This window comes from Actinopolymorpha sp. B17G11, assembly GCF_040196095.1.
Lineage (GTDB): Bacteria > Actinomycetota > Actinomycetes > Propionibacteriales > Actinopolymorphaceae > Thermasporomyces.
Window position 1 is genome coordinate 170,657 of record NZ_JBEFTW010000002.1, and the last position, 17,295, is coordinate 187,951.

The following is a 17,295-nucleotide window of genomic DNA, read 5'->3' on the forward strand; positions in this document are numbered from 1 at the left end:
GGTCACCGAGAGGACCTCGGTCAGTCGCTCTGGGCGGCGTGTAATAGCAGGTCCCCGGCGCCGCCATCCCGTACCCTGACTCTCTATGTCTCCCCGTACGTCCTCGCCCCCACGACGTGCTCAGGCACGCTCGGCGAGCACGTCCCGTTCCCGTGCGAAGGCGAACAAGGGACGCGGCAGGGGACAGGGCAGGACGCGGATGACCCAGTCCCGCCGCCCACCCGCCCGCCAGGGGAGCCTCCTCGGGCGCGCCGCCACGGCGCTGGTCCGGCTGGTCGCCGGCATCTGGCTCGGCATCGCGCACCTGATCGGCGCCATCGTCCGGCGGATCGGTTCCAGTGCCCGCGAGCTCGATCCCGGACTGCGACGCGACGGTGTGGGCCTGCTCTTCGTCGGCCTCGCGATCGTCGTCGCGTCCGCCGTGTGGTGGAACATGCCGAACGACGTCGGCGAAGGCATCCGGGTCGTCGTGTCCGGCAGCGTCGGCTCACTCGCTTGGGCCATCCCGATCCTGCTCCTGCTCGTCGCGTGGCGCACGCTGCGCCACCCGGACCGCAACGGTCCCGGCGGGCGGCAGTTCATCGGCTGGGTCGCGATCCTCGGCGGCGTCCTCGGCCTCGTCCACATCCAGCACGGCATTCCGCGGCCGGAGAAGGGAATCGAAGACCTCGTCGGTGCAGGTGGCGCGATCGGTTATGTCATGTCATCGGTACCCTCCGACCTGCTCACTCCGTACGTCGCCGTGCCCCTGCTCGTGCTCCTGACGCTCTTCGGGCTCCTGGTGCTGGGTGGTACGCCGGTACACGCCCTGCCCGAGCGCAGCCGGGAACTGTGGGCGAAGGTCAACCCCAAGGCTGCTGCCGCGCAGGCCGGGGACAGCGCCGGCGACCAGACCAGCATCGACGAGGACGCCAAGCAGACCCAGCCGCTGCGCCGGTCCCGGTCCGCGCGCCGCCGGATCGCCGCGATGGCCAAGTCGAGCTCCGGTGCGGATGGCGACGACGAGACCGGCGACAAGCCCTACGACAGTCCGGTCCTGGAAGGCCGAGAGGTCGCCAAACGCGGAAAGAAGGGCGCGACCACCGCCGACGACACCGACCCTGCCGCCGACGGCGAGCCAGCCGCCGCGACCGCCGAGTCAATGAGCGAAGGCAAGGCCGGCAAGTCCGGCGGCAAGTCCGGCGAGGCACCCGCACACAGCCCGCTGCCGCAGCGGGTCGAGCAGCTGGCGCTCTCCGGTGACGTGACCTACGTCCTGCCCGCCGGAGACGTCCTCGCGCCCGGCTCGCCGCACAAGGCCCGCTCGAAGGCGTCGGACAAGGTCGTCGACAAACTCACCGAGGTGCTCGAACAGTTCGACATCGACGCGCAGGTGACGGGCTACACCCGCGGGCCGACGGTCACCCGCTACGAAGTCGAGCTCGGACCCGCCGTCAAGGTCGAGAAGGTCACCGCGCTCACCAGGAACATCTCCTACGCCGTGGCGAGCAACGAGGTGCGGATCCTTTCGCCGATCCCCGGCAAGTCCGCCATCGGCGTCGAGATCCCCAACACCGACAAGGAGATCGTCAGCCTCGGCGACGTACTCCGCTCGAGCGTCGCACGCAGTGACCACCACCCGATGGTGGTCGCGCTCGGCAAGGACGTCGAGGGCGGCTTCGTCGTCGCGAACCTCGCGAAGATGCCGCACCTGTTGCTGGCGGGAGCGACCGGCTCCGGCAAGTCGAGCTTCATCAACTCGATGATCAGCTCGATCCTCATGCGGTCGACGCCGGACGAGGTGCGGTTGATCCTGGTCGATCCGAAGCGGGTGGAGTTGACGGCGTACGACGGGATCCCGCATCTCATCACGCCGATCATCACCAATCCCAAGAAGGCCGCCGAGGCGTTGCAGTGGGTCGTGTCGGAGATGGACCGGCGCTACGACGACCTGGCCGCGTTCGGGTTCCGGCACATCGACGACTTCAACAAGGCCGTACGCACGGGGAAAGCGAAGCCTCCGCCCGGCAGCGAACGGGTACTCACGCCGTACCCCTACCTCCTCGTCATCGTCGACGAGCTCGCCGACCTGATGATGGTCTCTCCCCGCGACGTGGAGGACTCCGTCGTCCGCATCACCCAGCTCGCCCGGGCCGCCGGCATCCACCTGGTGCTCGCCACCCAGCGGCCCTCGGTCGACGTCGTGACCGGACTCATCAAGGCCAACGTCCCGTCCCGGTTGGCGGTTGCGACGTCCAGCATGGCCGACAGCCGGGTCATCCTCGACCAGCCCGGCGCGGAGAAGCTGGTCGGCCAGGGCGACGGACTCTTCCTGCCGATGGGCGCGAACAAGCCGATCCGGATCCAGGGCGCCTGGGTCACCGAAGCCGAGATCCGCAAGGTCGTCGACCACTGCAAGGTGCAGCTCACGCCCACCTACCGCGAGGACGTCACCGCAGCACCTGGGGCCAAGAAGGAGCTCGACGACGAGATCGGCGACGACATGGACCTCGTCGTCCAGGCCGCGGAGCTGATCGTGTCGACCCAGTTCGGGTCGACCTCGATGCTGCAGCGCAAGCTCCGGGTCGGGTTCGCCAAGGCTGGGCGGTTGATGGACATCCTGGAGAGTCGGGGGGTCGTCGGGCCGAGCGAGGGGTCGAAGGCGCGCGACGTCCTGGTCAAGCCCGACGACCTGGAGGAGTTCCTCCTCACCCTGCGCGGCGACTCCGACTGACGCGTTCTCTCCGCCCCGGCTGCGGAGTCGGCTCCGCTGACTCCTGACCTGGTGCCCGGGGGAGCCGGAGGCAGAAGCTCGGGCGATCGTCGTCCGGCTCGTACCACGCTTCGCCGCCGTTGGCCTGGGCGAGATTGCGCACGATCCACAGCCCCAGCCCGGTGCCGTCAGCGTGCTGGCGAGCCTCCGGCCCCCTCCTGAAGCGTTCGAAGAGGTGGGGCTCGAACTCCTTGGGCACACCCGGTCCGTGGTCGCGGATGCGAATCTCCACGTCGTCGCCCTCCTCGCTGACCTCCACCTCGATGGGTGGCTGCCCATAGGCGAGCGCGTTGTCGAGATAGTTGGCGAGCATCTCCGAGAAGGTGTGCCGGTCGACGAGGATCACGGTGTCGGGGCTGCACGCCAGCTCGACGTCCTGGTACCGCCGGTCGAACGCCCCCAGCCGTTCGAGGACGAACTCCAGCACGTTGACCGGCTCGGCGCTCACCTGCGAGGTCTGCGCGTCGATCTTCGAGGCTGTCCGCAGCTTGTTGACGAGCGTCTGCAGGTGTTCGGTGCGTTCGGCGATGCGGTCGATGAGCTCGTCACGCTCGTCCTTGCCGCTGGCGGTACGCAGGAGCCGGAGGGACAGGGCAATGGCGTAGAGCGGGTCATTGAGTTCGTGGGCCGTCACAGCGATCACCACATCGCGCTGGTCGAGGGCGGCCTGGAGGGTCCGTACCGCGTGCCGGCGATGGGTGACATCACGCATCGCCGCGATGTAGAGCAACTCGTTGCCCCAGGCGGTGGTGGTGATCTGGATCTCGACGGCGGAGGCCCGACCGTCGGGCCTCACCACGTCGATCTCGCTCGACCCGTGCGGGACGATGGGAAAGCCGACCGGAGCGCCGATCAGATCGTGGACCCGGCGGCCCAGCAACGTCGCGGCCGCGGGGTTGCAGAACCGGATGATGCCGTCCGGACCGATCGCGACGATTCCGTCCGGTGTGGCAGTCACGGCCACCTGTCCCGCGTCCTGGTCCACCGTAGCCGTCGGCATCGTCTCGGCGAGCCCTTCCTCGGCCCCTTCGGCAAGCCTTTCGTCGATCCTGTCCTCGACCACCTGTGCGGCCTCGTCAGGCGGGTGCGGCCCCCGATGCGCCTGATCCGGGCCGGGCGTCGGCTGGGCCGCGGGCTGCGGCACGTCTGGTCGCCGGTCTCTGATGCCGCTCATTGGACCGCGTCCTCGTCTCCGTCGGTGCGTACGCCTCGGCCGCTGTCGGCGTCGACCCACCCGGACTCCTCGCTCACCGGTCGGCCGATGTGGAGGCCGGTCTCGTCGATCGTGACCCTGCGGATGCGTTCGTCGTGGGCGGTGCCACGTGCCTGGACGACGCTGACGGTGCGCTGGTTCTCCCCGGCGGCCTCGAAGTAGTGCAGGCGGATCGTGACGTCGGTGAGACCCGCGACCTCGATCGCGGCTGAACCCGTTGTCATGAGCCGGGCACGGTCAGGAGGCAGCGCGGTGAGGAGCGTGGTGATGTCGCGCTGTCGCAGGACCGAGCCCAGTCCGGTGAGGAAGTCCAGCAGGGTGCGCGGTGTGGCCACCCGTTCGAGCGCCGACAGGGTGTCGATGACGAGTCTGGCCGGATCGAAGTCGGCGATCGCATGCCGTAGCTGGCTGAAGTGGTCTTCCAGCGACGACATCTCCGGGTACTTCGCGACCACCTTCAGCTTCCCCGACCTCTCCATCGCATCGAGATCCATGCCCCAGCTGGCGGCGCTGCGGCCAAGCTGCTCACGGGTCTCGTCGAAGGTGTAGAAAAGGCAACGCTCGCCGGCCTCGACAGCGGCACTCGCATACTGCAGGCAGGTCAGGGTCTTGCCCGCGCCGGTCGGACCGGTGAGCAGCACAAGGGCGTCCTGGAAGAATCCGCCGCCACACATGACGTCCAGTTCCCGGATTCCGGAGGAGATGCGCACCCGCGAGGCGCGGTGGCGGGCGGGAACGAAGGCCAGAGGGAGGACGAGGATCCCTTCGTTCGGATCGATGGCGAAGAGCCACTCGCCGGTGCGGTGGGGAGCGCCACGGAACTTGAGGATCTCGATGGTGCGGCGGCGCCGCTCGTGTTCGAGCACGTTGCGCATCGTGATGACGTTGCTGTGGACGAACTCCTCGACGCCGTGACGTGACGTCGTGTCGTACTCCTCGGACTTCTCCGCGGTGATCACCGTGACGACACCGAGGTCGTCGAGCGCCGAGGCGACGCGGAACAGTTCGTCTCGGACGTCAGCGACGTCGGTGAACCGGGTGAGGATCGCGGCCATCGAGTCCAGCGCCACCCGGTGGGCGTCGGTCTTGCGGATGGCATGTTCGATGCGGGCGATCAGCGGTCCGAAGTCATAGGGGCCCAGGTGGGCGGCACGCCTGGTCTTGTCCTGGGAGGCGTCGACGAACGCCCACTTCCCTTCCTTCTCCCACGTCTCGACGTCGAGCCCGAGCGACGCCGCGTTGGTACGGACGTCGTCCGGGTTCTCCTCGAAGGTGACGAAGACCCCCGGCTCGTCGAAGCGCTGGATTCCCCGGGCCAGGAACTCCAGCGCGAACAGCGTCTTGCCGCTGCCTGCGGTCCCGGTCACCAGGGTGGAACGACCCGCGGGGAGCCCGCCGAGGGCAAGCTCGTCGAACCCGCTGATACCTGTCGGGACACGAGCGAGGTGGCGCGGGTCCTGGTTCACCTGCGGTCACCACCCGATCCGGCCTCCTCCATGACGGGAAATCCGAGGGCGGCCGCAGTGCGGTGCCGGTCCGAGAGGTCTCCGAACGCCCAGCGCTGCGGCAGTGGCATCAACCGGACGACGGTCGGTGCGATCAGAATGCCTTCGCTCTCGGCGAGGTCCGGGCGTTCGACCACGTCGATGATCTCGAGTTCGTAGCGACCGGGAAGCGCCGACTCGCACAACCAGCGCAGGTCCCGGACCGCCGCCTCGGTCCGTTCGGTCTGTCCGGCCACATAGAGCCTGAAGGAGTATGGCGTCACGATCGGAACACCTCTGGCGCCGAATTCGGGGGAGGGCCGGGTGGCGGGCGGTGCGCCGGACCGCGGCTACCCGTCGTCAACAGTGCCCCCTTCGAGGGACCGGCGGACGGGGGAATTCGTCCTCCGTGCCGAGGGCGTTCTGGATACCTGCGCCAGGACATCCGGCCACCGTCGTGGGACCTTCGCCGGAGCGGGCTGCCGCACGCGGCAGGGTGTCGGTGTCCGCCCGTCCGCCTTCGAAGAAAACGCCGGGGTTGTCGGGCTGTAGAGTCCCTGACGACGACATGACCGGGACCATGATCATGGAGGAGAGCGCTTGCGGATCGCCGTCACCGGTGCGAGCGGCAGGATCGGAACCGCGGTGGTGGCGGCCGCGCTCGCCGGTGGTCACGAGGTCGTTGCCCTTGATCGCGCGACAGCGGCACCACCCGATCCCGGGCCGGCCGCCGATGCCACCCCCGTGCCCCCGTCGACGTTCGTCACGCCGGACGGGACGACCGACGCCGCAGCGCCGGTCGCCTGGCTCGACGTCACCGATCTCGAGGCGTTCACCGCGCAGATCGACCGCTGCGACGCGCTGATCCACCTCGCGGCGATCCCGAGTCCGTGGGGGAGGCAGGCAGCCGACGTTCACGCCAACAATGTCCTCGGCAGCTACCACGCCTTTCTGGCCGCTGCCGAGGTCGGTATCCGCCGGGTGGCGTGGGCGTCCAGCATCAACGCCATCGGCGGCTACTACAGCCGGGCGCCGAGGTTCGACTACTTCCCGGTCGACGAGGACCATCCGAGCTACGCCGAGGATGCGTACAGCCTGTCGAAGTGGCTCGGCGAGCAGCAGGCCGACGCGATGGCCCGCCTCCACCCGGACCTCTCGATCGCGAGCATCCGCCTGCACGGTGCCCGGGCCGAGCACCCGAGGATCCGGCCGCGCGCGGAGGAGGAACCCACCGAGGACCGGCTTCGGACGGAGGCGCGGCATCTGTGGGGCTGGGTCGACATCCATGCCGTCGCCAGGGCGTTCCTGTCGGCGTTGACCGCCGACTTCACCGGACACGAGGCGTTCTTCGTCGTCGCGCCCACAACCACGACGTCGGTGCCGTCGGCGGAGCTGCGGTCACGGTTCTACCCCGACGTTCCACTCCGTCGGTCCCTGGAAGGCCACGCCGGGTTCTACGACTGCGGCAAGGCCGCCAAACTCCTCGGCTGGACCCACGACACCTGATCCGCCCCGGGTCCGCCAGGGTTGCCGGACCTCCGAAGTCCTGCCGAACCTGCAGAACGAGGAGTACGCCATGAAGCTCGCGGAGATGGTTCCACCCGGTCCGGACTCGTCGACACTGCGCCGGCTCGTCGTCCAGGCGGGAGTCGAGTGGGCGATCGGCGGACTTCCGCAGACCAACGGACCGGACCGGCGGGGCACGGACCAGCCCTGGGATTTCGCGCCGCTGCTGTCGATGAAGCAGCGGTACGAAAGTGCAGGGCTGGGGCTCGCCGCCATCGAGGCCAGACCGCCGCTGGTCAAGGCGAAGCGAGGGCTGCCGGGCCGTGACGAGGAGATCGACGCTGTTTGCACGCTGATCGAGAACATGGGCCGGCTCGGTATCCCGGTCTGGTGCTACGAGTGGATGAGCGACTTCAACTGGCTGCGAACGAACACCGCCGTCCCGTCGCGTGGTGGCTCGTTGGTGAGCGGCTACGACCATGCGTTGATGCAGGCCGCTCCGCCTGCCGAAGCGGGGCCGCTCAGCGAGGAGACGCTCTGGGAGACGCTGGAGTACTTCCTGCGCCGGGTCGTTCCGGTGGCCGAGCAGGCGAACGTCAAGCTTGCCATGCACCCCGACGACCCGCCGCTCTCGCCGATCCGCGGCGTCGGCCGGATCATGCGCAGCGTCGACAACTACCAGCGGTTGCTCGACCTCGTGCCCAGTCCGGTCAACGGGATCACCCTGTGCCAGGGAAACTTCCGGTTGATGACCGATGACATTCCGGCAGTGATCAAGAAGTTCGGCCGGCAGGAGAAGATCTTCTTCGTCCACTTCCGCGACGTCCGCGGCACGGTTGTCGACTTTGTGGAGACCTGGCACGACGACGGGCCGACTGACCTGCTCGAGTGCCTGCGTACCTATCACGAGGTGGGCTTCGACGGGCCGATGCGTCCCGACCACGTGCCGACGGTCGAGGGCGACAGCAACGCGCATCCCGGCTACTCCCTCTACGGACGACTGTTCGCGCTCGGCTACATCCGCGGGATGCTGGAGAGCATCGGGCGCTGAGCGAGCGCGGGTGCCTTAGCGGAGCTCGATTTGTCCGATATGTGAGGCAGGGTGGACTGGGGATTAGCCGCACGAGCGGTGGTACGGAAAGATGGGCGCCGATGACTCGTCCCGGCGCCACCTCCACCGCGGAGGGCACGACGACCCCGACGACGGTGGCACCGGTCACCGTCGCCATGGTGACTCTCGGCTGCGCCCGCAACGAGGTCGACTCCGAGGAGCTGGCCGGCCGCCTCGCGGGGGCGGGGTTCGCTCTCGTCGACGACGCCGCGGACGCCGACGCGGTGGTCGTGAACACCTGCGGCTTCGTCGAGGCGGCGAAGAAGGACTCCGTCGACCAGCTGCTCGCGGCTGCCGACCTCAAGGACGCGGGGCGTACGCAGGCCGTCGTCGCCGTCGGCTGCCTCGCCGAGCGCTACGGCGAGGAGCTTGCCGAGGCGCTGCCCGAGGCCGACGCGGTCCTCAGCTTCGACGACTACCCCGACATCGCGAGCCGGCTCCGAGGCGTTCTCGCCGGCGATTCGCACGTGCCGCACACGCCCCGGGACCGCCGCAAGCTGCTCCCGCTCACCCCGGCCGCGCGCGGGGGAGCCGCGACCGGGGGAGCCGCGACCGGGGGAGCCGCGACCGGGGGAGCCGCGACCGGGGGAGTCGCCGTGCCCGGGCATGCCGTCGTACGTCCGGACAGTGATTCGGGAACCCGCGGTCATTCGGCGCCAGCCGTTGGCACGGGAGATGTCGGCACGGGACCGGACCTGCCCGACGGCATCGCACCGGCGGCCGGGCCACGGGTGTACCGCCGCCGCCTCGGCACCGGCCCGTTGGCCCCGCTGAAGCTCGCGTCCGGATGCGACCGAAGGTGCACGTTCTGCGCGATCCCTCGGTTCCGCGGTGCCTTCCTCTCCCGCCCACCCACCGAGATCCTCACCGAAGCCCGCTGGCTCGCTGGGCAAGGCGTCCGCGAGCTCTTCCTGGTGAGCGAGAACTCCACGTCCTACGGCAAGGACCTCGGCGACCTCCGCCTCCTCGAGAGCCACCTGCTGCCTGAGCTCGCCGCCGTCGAGGGGATCTCCCGGGTCCGGGTGTCCTACCTTCAGCCAGCGGAGATGCGGCCCGGACTGGTCGAGGCGATGACCTCGACGCCTGGCGTGGCAGCGTACTTCGACCTGTCGTTCCAGCACGCCAGCCCCACGATCCTGCGGCGGATGCGGCGCTTCGGCGACACCGCACGGTTCCTCGCGCTGATCGACCAGATCCGGGCCGCCCACCCGACCGCTGGCGTCCGCAGCAATGTCATCGTCGGCTTTCCCGGCGAGACTGCGGAGGACTTCGACGAGCTGTGCGAGTTCCTCCAGGCGGCGCGGCTGGATGTCGTGGGGGTCTTCGGCTACTCCGACGAGGACAACACCGAGGCGGCGACATACTCCGGCAAGCTCGACGAGGACGAGATCGCGTCCAGGGTCCAGCGGGTGACCGAGCTGGCCGAGGAGCTCACCGCGCAACGGGCGGAGGACCGGATCGGCGAGCTCGTCGACGTGCTCGTGGAGAGCGCCGGTGACGGTGGTGTCGAAGGGCGTGCCGCCCACCAGGGACCCGAGGTCGACGGCACCACCCGCCTCGACGGTGTGGTGTCGGCGACGGTAGGTGAGCTGGTGCGTGCCCGCGTCGTCGACACCGACGGGGTTGACCTGATCGCGTCGGCCCTGCCGCCGGACGACGGTCATCCGGAAGCGGAACTGGCCTCGGTGCCGGCTGGAGGAGATCGCGGGTGACTCAGGTGTCTGAACGCCGTGTGAGCGCGTGGAACGTCGCCAACGCCGTCACTGTCCTGCGGATCGCCCTCGTACCCATCTTCTGCTGGTTGCTCTTCACCAGCGCCGAGCCGGGCGACGCCTCCCTGCGCTATGTCGCCTTCGGCGTCTTCGTGTTCGCGGCACTCACCGACAAGTTCGACGGGGAGCTGGCGCGGCGTCGCGGTCTGGTGACCGACTTCGGGAAGGTCGCGGACCCACTCGCCGACAAGGCTCTGGTCGGCGCGGCCCTGGTCGGGCTGTCGCTACTCGGCGAGCTCGCCTGGTGGATCACGGCGCTCGTGCTGGCCCGTGAGTTCGGCATCACGGTGCTGCGGTTCTGGGTGATCCGTTACGGCGTCATCTCCGCGAGTCCCGGCGGTAAGGCGAAAACTCTGCTGCAGACGGTCGCGATCAGCCTGTATCTGCTCCCGCTGGAGGGTCTGCCCAGGCTGCTGGCCGAGCTGACCATGGGGCTCGCCGTCGCGCTGACCGTCATCACCGGCCTGGACTACGTCATCCGCGCGCTCCGGCTCCGGCAGAGTGGGCGGAGTTGAGCACCCCGCCAGTCGGTGACCTGGCCGGCCGTTGTCATGGCCTGCTGGACAGGGTTGGTGCCACGGTCGCGACCGCCGAGTCGCTCACCGGTGGTCTGGTGGCTGCCGCCCTCACGTCCCGGGCGGGCTCGTCGAAGGTCTTCCGCGGCGGCGTGGTGGCGTACTCCGTCGACCTGAAGGCGGCCCTGCTCGGCGTACCCGACGAGGTGTTGGAGCGGCACGGTCCGGTGCATCCGGCCACGGCGCAGGCGATGGCGGTCGGCGTGCGGGACCGACTTGGCGCCGACTACGGCATCGCCACCACCGGGGTAGCTGGACCGGAGGCTCATGGCGAGCAGCCTGTTGGCACCGTCGACGTTTGCTGTGTGGGACCCGGAGGGCCTGTCGTACGCCGGTACCAACTGACCGGCGATCGGGACACGATCCGCGGATCCGCCGTCGCGGCCGCGCTGGAGATGCTCGCCGACACCGTGGTGCGCGACAACGCAAGGTCGTGATCTACGCCATGAGCGTACGCATCTGAGCGGACCGTAGGCGGTGCGGTGTCGTCATGGCGAACCGATCCCGGGTACGGTGGGTGCAGCTTGGGGAAGTGCACACGTCCGGTCGCGCCGCGTCTGCGACGGTTTCGGGCTTCCGGCCTGGAGATGAGAGGGGAGCGCCCATGGTCCTGGTTCGTCACCTGCTGGGTGGCGTTCTACGCCGCCAGCGCCTGCGGCAGGGGCTCACCCTCCGCGAGGTCTCCGTCGACGCCCGGGTGAGCCTGGGCTACATCTCCGAGGTCGAGCGCGGGCAGAAGGAGGCCTCGAGCGAGCTCCTGGCCGCGATCTGTGCCGCTCTCGAGGTGCCCCTGTCCGACGTGCTCCGCGAGGTCAGCGACGAGATCGACAAGATCGAGACCCCGCTGGTCCCGGCGACCGTCCCCTCGTCGACGATCACAAAGGTCACCGCGAAGCGGATCGAAGCGTCCCAGATCGACGCCAAGCTCATCGAGGGCAAGCGAATCGAGGGCCGTCGAATCGAGACGAGCCAGATCGAGACCCGCCGAATCGACAAGTCCCGGATCGAGCCGGCACATGTCGACAAGGCCCGGATCGAATCGGGACAGATCGACGACACCCCCGTCGAGGCCGCCAACGCACACCGCGCCGTGGTGGTCGCCGCCTGACGCTGGTCGGGAACCGCCGTGGATCCCTCGACCTACTCCGTAGGGCCCGCGCTGTTTTGCGATCGGGCGGGTTGGCACGACGGGCACCAGTAGACCACGCGTTCCTTGCCCGCCGGGCCGACCTCGCCGCGCCGGATCGGTGTCCGGCATCGGCGGCAGGGTTCGCCGGCGCGTCCGTACGCCCAGTGCTGGTGTCCCCGGCGTAGGTTGCCGGTCGTCGCCTGCTCGGGATGGTCGCGGTTGGTCCAGAGCAGCTGTCTGGCCAGGCGCACCATCCGCGACAGGTCGCCGGCGTCGCGCACCGGTGTCAGCGGGTGGACGCCGCGCAGAAACAGCAGTTCGGTGCGATAGAGGCTTCCGATGCCGGCGAGGTTTCCCTGGTCGAGGAGGGCCTCGCCGATCGGACGGTCGGGTGCGACGAGAAGCCTGCGGACAGCCTCGTCGGCGTCCCAGTCACCTCCCAGCAGATCCGGCCCCAGATGGCCGACGACCGTCGCCTCGTCGGCGGTGGCGAGAAGGTCCACCCGAGCCAGCCGTCGCCCGATGGCGACCGCCGCCTGGTTGGCGAGGATCACCCGCACCGGCTCGCGAGTGCCGGGCCATCGCGCGCCGGCCCGTTCGATCTGCCACGTCCCTTCCATGCCGAGATGGGTGTGGAGGGTCAGGTCGGGCTCGATCCGGGTCAGCAGGTGCTTGCCGCGCGACACTACTTCGCGTACCAGGCGGCCGGTGAGATCGTCGGTCGCATGCTGGGGCACCCGCAGCTCAGCGGCCGTGAGCCTACGCCCGGCCAGGGCAGCATGCAGCCTGCGCCCGGAAAGCCAGACGGTGTCACCTTCGGGCATGCTGTCCAACGCCTTCGGCCATGCGCCATTCTCCCCACAGGCGGATGTGTGCCGGCGCCGTCATGCCCGTACTGCGCGGCGCGGCCTGTTGGCGACCGGTGCCGGGCTGTGACGAACCGCACCAGTGTGCTCGGGTGATCGCGACACGAGGCCTGGGGACCACCGCTGGGTGTGGCTCGGGCAGGCTGGTCGGTATGGAGTTCTCCGAGGTCGTACGCAAGCGCCGGATGGTCCGAAACTTCGATCCCTCCCGGCCGGTCGATCCCGCCGCCGTCGAGCGGATCCTCGACAATGCGGTCCGCGCGCCGTCGGCGGGGTTCAGCCAGGGTTGGGCCTTCCTCGTGCTCGACACTCCGGAGGGGATCGACCGGTTCTGGGCCGCGACGACACCGCCGGGCGGCGGCTCGGACACGTGGTCGGAGGGCATGCGACGGGCGCCCGTGCTGGTGGTGGCGCTGTCGTGCAAACGGGCATACCTCGACCGGTACGCCGAAACCGACAAGGGCTGGACCGATCGCGACGAGACCCGGTGGCCGGTGCCGTACTGGCACATCGACACCGGCATGGCTGCCCTGCTCATGCTGCTCACCGTCACCGACGAGGGTCTCGGCGCCTGCTTCTTCGGGATCCCGCCTGAGCGCACAGCCGCCTTCCGGAAGGAGTTCGGCGTACCCGAGGACCACACGCCGATCGGTGTCGTGGCGCTCGGCCATCGGGCGCCGGACCGGCCTTCACCGTCACTGAAACGCGGCCGCCGCAGCTCCGACCACGTAGTCCACCGCGGTCACTGGTAGCCGCCTCTTCCTTGTTGGAGGTATCTCGCCAAAGAAGGCGAGATACCTCCAACAAGCCGGGGCCGTGCCCTCGGTCGGACTCGAGGTCAGCGGCCGAACTCCTTGGGTTCGATCTCGCCGTTCTCGACTCCGGTCTCCCATGCCTTCTGGTACCGCGTGGCCAGCTCGGCCAGCCCGGCGTCCACATCGGTGTCGGGCTCGAGAATCAACCCGATGACCGTCGTCGCGGTGTCCTTGCCTTCGAGGCTGAGCACGGAGCCGGGATTCTTCGGCCACTGCTGGTCGTTGTCTGTCGGCCGGAACAGCTGGAGAGAGGCGTTCTCCTTGGCCACCGGTGAGTCCCATGCCTCCTCGCTCAGTGGCGGGATGCCGTTCTTGGCGAGCGTCTCCTGCATCTCCGGGCCGACCAGCACCCCGAACACCGTCGCCGCGGCCTCCGGTTCCTCGGTCCTGGAGGAGATGGCAACGGGGAAGCCCGCGTTCATCGGCGACCGGACCGGGGTCGTGCCGTCGGGAACGGGAATCGGGCCGGTGCCGAGGTCGACTTTCGAATCCAGCTGCTGAAGTCCGCCGACGATGCTCCCGCTGGTGAGAACCATGCCCACCTTGCCCTCGGCGAACGACGAGAGGAAGACGTCATAGTCCATCGTCTCCGCACCGGGATAGACGGTCTTGTCCTTGATCAGGGTGCGGAAGTGTTCGACGCTCGATGCGTACTTCTCGGACTCGAATTTCCCCGTGGACTTGTTGAAGAGGCCGTTCTGCGCCAGGTCACCGTACGCGGAGAGGATCGGCAGGTCGAGCGTCCATCCCTGGAAGCCGACCCAGCCCATCGGAAGACCGACGCCGTATGCATCGCCGCCGCCGGCCTTGGTGATGGCCCGTGCCGCCTCCTCGACCTCGGAGAAGGTCGTCGGCGGGTCGTCCGGATCGAGCCCCGCCTTCTCGAAGAGCTCACGGTTGATGGCCAGCCGTACGGTGAACGTCGTCGTCGGGATCGCGTACGGCCGCCCGCCCCACACGAGCTCGCTGGTGTCCTGGAGGTAGGGATCGGCGTCTTCGAGCAACTTGTCGTCGACGAGGCCGTCCAATGGCTGCACCCAGCCCGCCGCGACGAAGCCACCCATCTGCGCGCTGGGTGCGTGGAAGATGTCCGGCGACCGTTCTGTCTGGAAGCCGAGCCGGACGATTTCTTCGTACTTCTCGGTCGCCTGTGGTTCGAACCGCACCTTGATGCCGAGCTCGCGCCCTTCCTTCGCGTTCCACTTCTTGAAGAACGCCTGGCGCGCGCTCGCCTCGGCGCCGGCTCGGTCCCACACCACGACGGTCTTGACGTCCCCACCGTCGGACCCGTCGCCGGTCGACCCGCCGTCACCTCCGCAGGCGGCCAGGAGGGCCGCGACGAGTCCGGCCGCGGTCAGCGCCGCAGCACTGCGCAATCTCATGTTGTCTCCCTTCGTTGGGAAAACTCGTTGACGGTCGCGTCCGGGCGTGGAGTGGCGCGCCCGCTGGTGACGGTGGCGAGCCAGGCCCACAGCGCCGGAACGCTGAGCCAGTACGGAACCCAGACCGTGGTCGGTAGCAGGACTCCGACGACGAGGAGCGCGGCCGTCCCCACCGCGCACAGGGCGGCGAGATCGGGCCGCCGGATCGCGCGCAGGTACGAACAACGCAGCGCATCACGCGCGCCGTTCCCGCGTACCGCGAGCAGCGGGAAACTCCACTGGACGGCGATCAACCAGGTCACGGAGACCGGGACGACGACCACCGGCAGTACGGCGCCCCAGCTGCCACCGGGCGAGGGACCGAATAGCGCAGACGTCGTGACGACCGAACCCGCGACGGTGACGACGGCGAGGCGCAGGGCCGAAGCGAAGCAGGCGCGGGCCTCCCGCCAGCTCTCGGCGAGGGTCGGCGTGGAGGTTCCGTCCGCGATCGTCGTGACGGTACGCACCAACACGACGGTGGCCGCGGGTGCCGTCACCACCGGCAGGCACAGCAGCAGCCACACCACGCTGGCGCGGAGCAGAGCGACCCAGCCGGCGAGTAGGCGGTAGGGCAGACCGTCGACGGCGAGGAGCCCGCTCATCCGTCGATCCCCCTGGTCCGAAAGCCCGCTCATCCCTTCACCGCTCCCTCGGTCCAGCCGCGGACGAAGAAGCGCTGCAGGACGATGAATACCACCACGATCGGGATCAGCGCCATGTTGGCACCGGCGAGCACGACGTTGTAGGCCGCCATTCCTTCCACCGCGTCGTACTGCAGTGCCGAGACTCCGACGATCAGTGTGCGCAGGTCGGGCGCGGCGAGAGAGAAGGCCAACGGCACCTGGTAGTTGTTCCACGACGCCTGGAAGCCGAGCACGATGGTGGTCACGAGGATCGGTGCCATCAAGGGGAGGGCGACGCGGCGGTAGGTGCCGAAGAAGCCGCAACCGTCGACCCGGGCCGCGTCCTCTATCTCCGTGCCGAGACCGCTGACGAACGCCTTGACGAGATAGACGTGGATCACCATGATTCCGGCGTACTCCACGAACGTCATGCCCAGCAGGTTGTCGATGCCGAGCGCGCGGGCGATCTTGTACTGCGGATAGAGCATCGCGGTCGTGAGGCCGATGAACAGCGTCGCCATGTAGACCGCTTCGAGTATCCGTTGGCCCGGCAGACGTTTACGCGCCAGCACGTAGCCGGACATGCTGGAGGCGAACGTGTCGAAGACGACGACACCCGTGGTGACGAGGACGCTGTTGAGGAAGTAGCGGGCGAAGTTGGACCGTGTCCAGGCATCGAGATAGTTCGACCATTCCCAGGTGCGCGGAAGGAGTCCAGGGCGAGTGGAGATGATCTGGTCGAGCGGTGACAGCGATGCGAGCAGTCCGAAGACCAGCGGGGTGAGCATGCCGGCGGCCAGCACTGTCAGCAGGATCCAGAGGACGCTCACCCGCACCCATCCGGCTGGCGTACGTCGTGGTCGCCGGCCGGGGACTCGGTGTGCACCGGCGGACACCTGCTGCTCCTCGCGTGCGGGAGCCTCGGTCCTCGCGCTCATGCCTCGTGCCTCCTGACCAGACGCAGGTACGCCACCGAGACGACGCCGACCACCACGCTCGCGGACACGCCCAGGGCGGCCGCGTACCCGATCTGCGGGATCGCCGTCGGTTCGAAGAAGAACCGGTAGATGTAGGTGAACATCACGTCGGTCGCTCGCGCCGGGCCGCCGTCGGTGAGTGTCTTGACCAGGTCGAACGACCGCAGGATGCCGATGATGGAGATGAGGACCACGATCCGCGCGACGGGCATGAGCATCGGCAGGACGATGTGCCGGAACGTCTGCCACTCGCCGGCCCCCTCGACCGCGGCGCTCTCCGTGAGCTCGGTCGGGATCGTCATCATGCCGGCGAAGAACAACAGCATGTTGATGCCGACATGCGCCCACACGCCAACGCCGATGAGGCTGAGCAGGGCGTTCGTCGCGTCGCCGAGGAAGTTGACCGGGGAGTCGACGAGCGAGGTCGCCAGCAGGACCTGGTTGAACGGCCCGCCGATGTGGCGCAGGAGGAACCCGAAGACGATTCCGATGATCGCGGGGGAGAGGACGTAGGGCAGGAAGTAGATCGTGCGCAGGATCGTGCCACCACGCACGCCGCGGAAGAAGACGTACGCCAGCGCCAGCGCCAGCGGCACCTCGAGCACCAGGCGTCCGCCGGTGAACTGCAGTGTCGTGACGACCGATTCCCACCACTGGCTGTCCCGACCGACGCGGGCGTAGTTGTCGAGACCGACGAACGTCGGCTCGGTGAAGCCGTTCCACCGGTGGAAGCTGTAGTAGATGAGCCAGGCGATGGGAACCAGTGCGAACGCGGCATAGGGAAGGAACGCGGGGAGAAGCATGAACCAGGCCGCGGAGTTCTCGCGGTGACGCCAACCCTCGCGACGAGGTCGAGGGAGCTTCGCGCGTCGCATGGTTCCCCCATTCACCGTGAAACGATTCACGGTTCGCCGAGGCTACGAAGGCTGACCAGGCCTGTCAAGCGGTCTCCACCGGCCCCTACCGGCGGGCTTGGGCGACCTGAGACCAAGCGCCCTCGCCGCAAATGACCACGCTGAGCAGGCCCGCGGAACCGTGAATAGGCGTC

The 17,295-nt window shown here is 68.8% G+C and carries 15 protein-coding genes and 1 pseudogene; 8 read left to right on the top strand and 8 right to left on the bottom strand.

The window, feature by feature from the left end; all coding sequences use genetic code 11:
* Window positions 1-85: 85 nt before the first annotated feature.
* Window positions 86-2,713, top strand: coding sequence for an FtsK/SpoIIIE family DNA translocase (locus ABN028_RS03195; protein WP_502879160.1), 2,628 nt, complete (start codon window positions 86-88; stop codon window positions 2,711-2,713).
* Here the strand turns inward: ABN028_RS03195 and ABN028_RS03200 are convergent.
* Genes ABN028_RS03200 through ABN028_RS03210 form a run of 3 tightly spaced genes read right to left on the bottom strand, consistent with a single transcriptional unit; the run spans window position 2,688 to window position 5,733 of the window.
* On the bottom strand, window positions 2,688-3,926 hold the full coding sequence (locus tag ABN028_RS03200) for a PAS domain-containing sensor histidine kinase (protein WP_349326403.1): 1,239 nt from the start codon (window positions 3,924-3,926) through the stop codon (window positions 2,688-2,690). The genes ABN028_RS03195 and ABN028_RS03200 overlap by 26 nt on opposite strands.
* Window positions 3,923-5,431 carry a circadian clock protein KaiC gene (gene kaiC / locus ABN028_RS03205; RefSeq protein WP_349695557.1) on the bottom strand — a complete coding sequence of 503 codons (1,509 nt, stop codon included), beginning with the start codon at window positions 5,429-5,431 and terminating at the stop codon, window positions 3,923-3,925. Before kaiC ends, ABN028_RS03200 begins: the two co-directional genes overlap by 4 nt.
* Window positions 5,428-5,733, bottom strand: a complete 306-nt coding sequence (locus tag ABN028_RS03210) for a circadian clock KaiB family protein (RefSeq protein WP_349326405.1) — start codon at window positions 5,731-5,733, stop codon at window positions 5,428-5,430. Before ABN028_RS03210 ends, kaiC begins: the two co-directional genes overlap by 4 nt.
* A 316-nt stretch (window positions 5,734-6,049) precedes the next feature.
* Here ABN028_RS03210 and ABN028_RS03215 point away from each other — a divergent pair, with 316 nt between their 5' ends.
* The 6 genes and pseudogenes from ABN028_RS03215 to ABN028_RS03240 all read left to right on the top strand — a co-directional run.
* Entirely contained in the window at window positions 6,050-6,955 is a 906-nt protein-coding gene (locus ABN028_RS03215; protein ID WP_349326406.1) for an NAD-dependent epimerase/dehydratase family protein, read from the top strand.
* A gap of 70 nt (window positions 6,956-7,025) precedes the next feature.
* A complete protein-coding gene (locus ABN028_RS03220) occupies window positions 7,026-8,006 on the top strand; it encodes a mannonate dehydratase (RefSeq protein ID WP_349326407.1) in 981 nt (326 codons plus the stop codon).
* A 101-nt stretch (window positions 8,007-8,107) separates the two neighbouring features.
* Window positions 8,108-9,778 carry a 30S ribosomal protein S12 methylthiotransferase RimO gene (rimO, locus tag ABN028_RS03225; RefSeq protein WP_502879161.1) on the top strand — a complete coding sequence of 557 codons (1,671 nt, stop codon included), beginning with the start codon at window positions 8,108-8,110 and terminating at the stop codon, window positions 9,776-9,778.
* A complete protein-coding gene (gene pgsA / locus ABN028_RS03230) occupies window positions 9,775-10,353 on the top strand; it encodes a CDP-diacylglycerol--glycerol-3-phosphate 3-phosphatidyltransferase (protein WP_349326408.1) in 579 nt (192 codons plus the stop codon). The genes rimO and pgsA overlap by 4 nt, the downstream gene beginning before the upstream one ends.
* A complete protein-coding gene (locus ABN028_RS03235) occupies window positions 10,350-10,850 on the top strand; it encodes a CinA family protein (RefSeq protein WP_349326409.1) in 501 nt (166 codons plus the stop codon). Before pgsA ends, ABN028_RS03235 begins: the two co-directional genes overlap by 4 nt.
* Before the next feature lie 167 nt (window positions 10,851-11,017).
* Window positions 11,018-11,251, top strand: a pseudogene (locus tag ABN028_RS03240) (helix-turn-helix domain-containing protein); the annotation flags it as partial.
* Window positions 11,252-11,553: 302 nt separating this feature from the next.
* Here the strand turns inward: ABN028_RS03240 and ABN028_RS03245 are convergent.
* A complete protein-coding gene (locus tag ABN028_RS03245; protein WP_349695558.1) occupies window positions 11,554-12,366 on the bottom strand; it encodes an Fpg/Nei family DNA glycosylase in 813 nt (270 codons plus the stop codon).
* A 194-nt stretch (window positions 12,367-12,560) separates the two neighbouring features.
* On the opposite strand from ABN028_RS03245, the gene ABN028_RS03250 reads away from it, so the two are divergent.
* Window positions 12,561-13,160 (top strand): nitroreductase family protein, encoded by a 600-nt coding sequence (locus tag ABN028_RS03250; RefSeq protein ID WP_349695559.1) that lies wholly within the window; start codon window positions 12,561-12,563, stop codon window positions 13,158-13,160.
* 86 nt (window positions 13,161-13,246) lie between these two features.
* Here ABN028_RS03250 and ABN028_RS03255 read toward each other — a convergent pair whose 3' ends face one another.
* From ABN028_RS03255 to ABN028_RS03270, 4 genes are read right to left on the bottom strand one after another with little or no spacing between them, the layout of a single operon-like run.
* A complete protein-coding gene (locus tag ABN028_RS03255; RefSeq protein ID WP_349695560.1) occupies window positions 13,247-14,605 on the bottom strand; it encodes an ABC transporter substrate-binding protein in 1,359 nt (452 codons plus the stop codon).
* Entirely contained in the window at window positions 14,602-15,282 is a 681-nt protein-coding gene (locus ABN028_RS03260) for a YesL family protein (RefSeq protein ID WP_349695561.1), read from the bottom strand. Before ABN028_RS03260 ends, ABN028_RS03255 begins: the two co-directional genes overlap by 4 nt.
* Window positions 15,279-16,208, bottom strand: a complete 930-nt coding sequence (locus ABN028_RS03265) for a carbohydrate ABC transporter permease (RefSeq protein ID WP_349695562.1) — start codon at window positions 16,206-16,208, stop codon at window positions 15,279-15,281. The genes ABN028_RS03260 and ABN028_RS03265 overlap by 4 nt, the downstream gene beginning before the upstream one ends.
* Window positions 16,205-17,122 (bottom strand): carbohydrate ABC transporter permease, encoded by a 918-nt coding sequence (locus tag ABN028_RS03270; RefSeq protein WP_349695563.1) that lies wholly within the window; start codon window positions 17,120-17,122, stop codon window positions 16,205-16,207. The genes ABN028_RS03265 and ABN028_RS03270 overlap by 4 nt, the downstream gene beginning before the upstream one ends.
* Window positions 17,123-17,295: the final 173 nt, after the last annotated feature.